The 5,349-nt window shown below is 45.6% G+C and carries 3 protein-coding genes; all 3 read right to left on the reverse strand.

What is annotated here, in order from left to right; all coding sequences use genetic code 11:
* Positions 1 to 688 precede the first annotated feature (688 nt).
* Positions 689 to 1,534: an Rpn family recombination-promoting nuclease/putative transposase gene (locus CIK99_RS14055; RefSeq protein WP_094382129.1), complete on the reverse strand. Its 846-nt coding sequence runs from the start codon at positions 1,532 to 1,534 to the stop codon at positions 689 to 691.
* Positions 1,535 to 2,042: 508 nt separating this feature from the next.
* The gene (locus CIK99_RS14060) at positions 2,043 to 4,238 is read right to left on the reverse strand and encodes a fimbrillin family protein (protein ID WP_158215994.1); all 2,196 of its coding nucleotides are present in this window, start codon (positions 4,236 to 4,238) and stop codon (positions 2,043 to 2,045) included.
* Positions 4,239 to 4,254: 16 nt separating this feature from the next.
* Positions 4,255 to 5,136 (reverse strand): fimbrillin family protein, encoded by an 882-nt coding sequence (locus CIK99_RS14065; protein WP_094382131.1) that lies wholly within the window; start codon positions 5,134 to 5,136, stop codon positions 4,255 to 4,257.
* Positions 5,137 to 5,349: the final 213 nt, after the last annotated feature.

A 5,349-nucleotide genomic window follows, 5' to 3' on the forward strand; every position in this document is an offset into this window, starting at 1 on the left:
TTGGTGCTTCCTGTCAAAATCTGTGTTGGCTCAGTCTCATATACCTTCATCGAAGGTGCCACGTAGTGTTTCTTGTTTCTTTCTTCCATAAACTATTTTATTTTTTAATTTGTTATTGAAATCTTATGTTCTGTAATATTGAAAACTTTGTTCTATAATCACGCGGTAACTAATGCATAAAACGCACAAAGTCTTCCGCAAGTGCCCTTGTCTGACACCTGCGGAAGGCTATGTGTATGATGTTATATATCGCTGACGTTGCTGTGTCATAGCAAGTACCCCCTAAATCGTTAAGGATTAGGCGGTCATGGGTAATGTATATGGTTGGCATCGCTATCATACGTTGCTGATATTAACAAATTTAATCCTGCTTTTTCTTTACAGAAGTGTATCAAATACACCATCGTAGCTGCAAAATTACACATTTTCTTTCATATAAGCATCAAAATCATCAGAAAATTATTCAATATGCTGACAATTTAACAATTATACACACCATTCCTCACTATTTCGGGTGCAAAACAAAGGAACGCTGCGAAATTACATCCAATCCTCCAAACCGCCCAATATGGTTTGTAGATGCCCAACTTTGGTTTTTAGATGCCGTATTTTGCAGGGGCATAAGGACTGTTACGTTGGTTCGTTATTTGTTGCGATCAGTGGTACTTATTCCTGTGGTTCCTCGATATTAAATAGAGACAATTTCCTCTTCCTGCAAACCTGTGGCTTTTGAGATGTCAGAAATCGACATACCCATCGACTTGAGGTTGCGTGCGATGGCAATTCTTTCTTCCACGCGACCTTCCCTCCTAGCTGTATCAATGGAGTTCTTGATGTCGCGGTAGGCCTTGAGGCTGTCCTCGTATTCACGCAGTTCCTCTGGAGTGAACGTTGCTATCTCGGCCTCCTTGAACAGACGGTCGAACACCTTGTCGCGCAACGCCTTGGGGCGGCTCTCCAACTTGTAAAGGTTCTTCAACACGAAGAGCCACTTGTCGTAGAGAGTCTCCAACTCGTCCTCCTTCTTCTTGAACTTGGCAATCTCTACGTATATGAAGTCGAGCTTCTTGTAGAACACCTTGTTGGTCTTGATGTCGCAGAGCTTCACGGTGTGGGTTATCTCCTCCTTGTCGAAAGCCTCCTCCTTCATGTCGAAGTTCAATAGCGCCACGGTATATACGCGGGAGAGATTGAAGTCCCAGTCGGCGCTTTTCTTGGCTTGCTCGCGGATGGGGAACGTGGAATAAAACAGGGAGCGGTCCTTGAAAAATTCCTGATAGGCATTCTGCATCTCGACGATGAACTTCTCGCCGTCCTCGCCCTCGCAATACACGTCGAAGATGGCCTTGCGCGCCGAGGTGTTGTCGCCGAAATGCTCGGTGTTGAGATACTTCACGTCCTTGATAACCTCCTTGCCGGCGAAGAGGCTATTAAGGAAATTTATCAGCAAGTCCTTGTTGGGGGCAGTGCCGAATATGCGCTTAAAACCGAAGTCGGTAAGCAGACTGATGTATCTTTCTTCTATTCCATTCATACCACAAAATATATTTTTGCTGCAAAAATACAACTTTTATATTAAATCAGCAAATAAATCCACGGAAATTATGCAGATTAAGATTTATTTGTTACTTTGTGTTTTTTATTGTGGACAGTTCTTATGATATTAGGATAGGGTGTTCTTATGACATTAGGATAGGGTGTTATACATTCTCTTCCTTCCCTTTCAGGAAAATGATTCTTGGGATTTCCTCACTCACACGCACCATTTCCCAAATTTTGTCATAATCGCTTGTTGTTTTATTTTCGGAGTGCAAAACAAGCGACTATTTATGCCATAGCCAAAGATTGTGCAAGTGAGTGCAGAACATTAAGCTCGCTTGAATGTTATGCCGAACGCAGCCAAGCTTATCAAACTTTAGTTTGTAGTTCGCTGGTTTTGGTTTGTAGTCGGGACTATTTCCCTACAGACACAATGAAGGCCGCAATGGCATTTACCATGCCGCTTGCAGCCTCCAACTGTTTATGATGGGATTGAATGATTATTAATACTTGCACCGAACAGACCAACCTTCAGGTAAGTAATTGATTATCTTATTACGGACTTCCTGATTATACAATGTCAATGTATGAATTTTCCCTTCTTGAACATTTGTACCTGCACCATTAAGCCAATTTTCCAAACACATTACTGCGCTGACATTAGTTGCCAACATGGTTACACTTGAGAGTGCGGAGCAATCGCGGAACATTTCTTGATAGCAACCATCTGCCAATGTTGTAGCAGGAAGCTCTGGTGCCGTTTCTAGTGCGGTGCAATCGCGGAACATTTCTTGATAGCAATTCTCTGTTAATGTTTTAGCAGGAAGCATTGGTGCCTTTAAGAGTTTGGTGCAACCGCTGAACATTGCATTATAGCAACTACCTGCTAATGTTTCAGCAGGAAGCGCTGGTGCCGTTTCTAGTGCGGTGCAACCGCTGAACATTCCTTGATAGCAACCAAATGCCAATGTTTCAGCAGGAAGCGCTGGTGCCGTTGAGAGTGCGGTGCAATTGCTGAACATTCCTTGATAGCAACTAACTGCCAATTTTGTAGCAGGAAGCGCTGGTGCCGTTTCTAGTGCGGTGCAACCGCTGAACATTCCTTGATAGCAACCAAATGCCAATGTTTCAGCAGGAAGCGTTGGTGCCATTGTGAGTGCGGTGCAACCGTTGAACATTTGGAAATAGCAACTCTTTGCCAATGATTTAGCAGGAAGCGCTGGTGCCGTTGTGAGTGCGGAGCAACCGCTGAACATTAGACAATAGCATAACTCTGCCAATGTTTTAGCAGGAAGCTCTGGTGCCGTTGTGAGGGCGGTGCAATAGGTGAACATTTCTCGATAGCAATAATTTGCTAATGTTGTAGCTGGAAGCTTTGGAGCAGTCCTCAATTCTTTATTCAGATAAAATAAGGAACAGAACTTAGCGTCTGCGGTACTTACATCGGCGTAGTTTTCATAGTCAATGAGCGTGCGGATGTCTCCGGTGCAATCTACTGGAGAGTTTGGAGTAGTGAATTCAATTGTTGAATAGCCAGAACCTGGATCAGTTGCCGTACCCTTACTGCTCTTGCCGCGGAGTCGGAGACTTCCCAAGGTGCCTCCAAATTTGATGTTATCTACGGTTGTTTTAAATTGTGTCCATTCGCCGTCGCCTACAGAGTATTCGAAATACTCATTCGCGCCAAGGGAGGATGCGAAGTTATCTGAAATATCGAATTTGAATGTCTGTTCGCTTTTAGCCGTGAAAGTGACATAAGGAATAACGAGTTCCGCATTTAATCCTGTGACTTTATCTTCGTTCCATTTGCTGACAGAGAGTGTGTTGAGAGTGAGTTCGTTCTTTCCCAAGGTAAGGTCAAGGGTGTATTTCTTGCCGCCTTCTAACGTGACGGCATTGGCATATCTCCATGTGTAGGTCTTGTCGCCAATCGTCACTTTCACTCCGAAGGTGCTTGCTGCTATGTTCTGCGGAATGAGGATAGCCTCGTAGGTGGCGGTACGCCCTGTGGCGCTGTATGACCCAGAAGAGCATAACGAAATGTCTAAAACGGCAGAATTGTAGTTGCTCCATGGCGTTGCTACTGCGTGAGAATAGGTGGCGCTGGTGGCAGAGCCAAGGGCTATGGCAGAGGTGATGGGGTTTGTCTCTGGGGTTCCATACTGATTGCGAAGCGTAACCGTTATCTCCAACTTCGACATGATATGGTCGAACGGAATGCTGATGGTGCCATTCTCAGAAGGCGTGACGGCATTGCTGGAATAATACAGGTGGTCGCTTGCCTTGATGCCCTCGGCAGTTGACTGGTCGGTCAGTGCATTGAGCGGGGTTGATGTAGAGGTGAGGGAGAACGTGGCAGCCTTGACGGCGATGGTGCCCGTAGCGTTAGCCCAAATCATTTCTACCGTGGGAGCATCGGCAGCATCGGATGCGTATGCCACCCATTTGCCCTCCTCGTATTTCATCACGACATTGGTGTAGTCATAATTCTCGCCATCCTGGTCGATGGTAAGATAGAACTTCGTAGGCAGATTTTTCGTATCATAGCCCGCACGAGTCTTGATGTCCGACACCAATACATCTACATTGATGGGCTTTCCTTTCAGCGAATCAGCAGGTGTCGTAACCTCTTCTTCGCCAGCGCAGCTTGCAAGGAGGAATGCCATAGCTGCCATGGTCCAAAATATTATCTTGTTCATTGTACTATTATTTCTATTAATTGTTGTTTGCACTGCTGGCATTGCCCACTGTCATTTCGAGGGTGTGGTTTGTGCCACCTGTCAATGTGAAGGCTTCGGCAGATGTCCACTCGTAGGTCTTCTCGCCAATCCGTATCTCTATTCCAAAAGTGTTTGCGGCTATCGTCTGCGGCACGAGGATGGCCTCGTAGGTGACGGTACGCTCAGCTTTGTTGTATGCCACGGAAGGAAACAGAGTAATCTTCGAAACATTTGATCCTGCGCTCCAAGGCGTTTCTACCCCGGGAGAATAGGTTGCGCCGGTTGATGCGCCAAAAGCAGTGACTGATGTGATGGGGTTTGTCTCTGAGGCTTTATACTCCGTGCCGAGGGTTAGCTTGACCGATATCTTCGACATGATATGGTCGAGCTCTAAACTCATACCTTCTATTGATGGCATGACCATATAACTGTAATAACACAGATGGTCGCTTGCCTTGACTGCGTCGGCAGTTGACTGGTCGGTCTGTACACTGAGGGCATAAGAAGTTGAAGTCTTAGGCAGAGGGAACGTAGCCGCCGTGACGGTGACATTGGCTTCAGAGCCTTCCCAAAGAAGTTGTTTCTTTGCTGCATTCTCAGCAGCAGACTCGTATGCCACCCATTTGCTCCCGTCGTATTTCATCACGACATTGGCGTAGTCGTATTTCGTGCCGTTTTGGTCTATCGAGAGATAGAACATCGTAGGCTGAGATGTGTTGTCATATCCGGCACGGGTATTTATGCCCGACACCAGCACATCGATATTGATTGGGGTGTCCTTCAGCGAGTCATTTGGCAGCAGTGCATCCTCGTCGTTTGCACAGCCCGCAAAGATTGCTGTAACAGCCACCATTGCTAAATAAAAGATCTTTCTCATAGTTCTTTTCTAATTAACTTTAGTTTTGCATGTGATAATTCTCTATGTATAAGGGTTTTATTTAAACCACAGAGTCAAAGAGAAAAAGAGATTTGTGGTTTTATAGAGTAGGTCGCAAGCGACAGAGGACACAGAGTTTCCATGCGGCAAACATGATGCGCAGCTCTCTCTATGAGCTCTAAATGCCTTGGCATTCACTCTCTTTCATTAGTA

This window comes from Prevotella sp. P5-92, from assembly GCF_002251245.1.
Lineage (GTDB): Bacteria > Bacteroidota > Bacteroidia > Bacteroidales > Bacteroidaceae > Prevotella.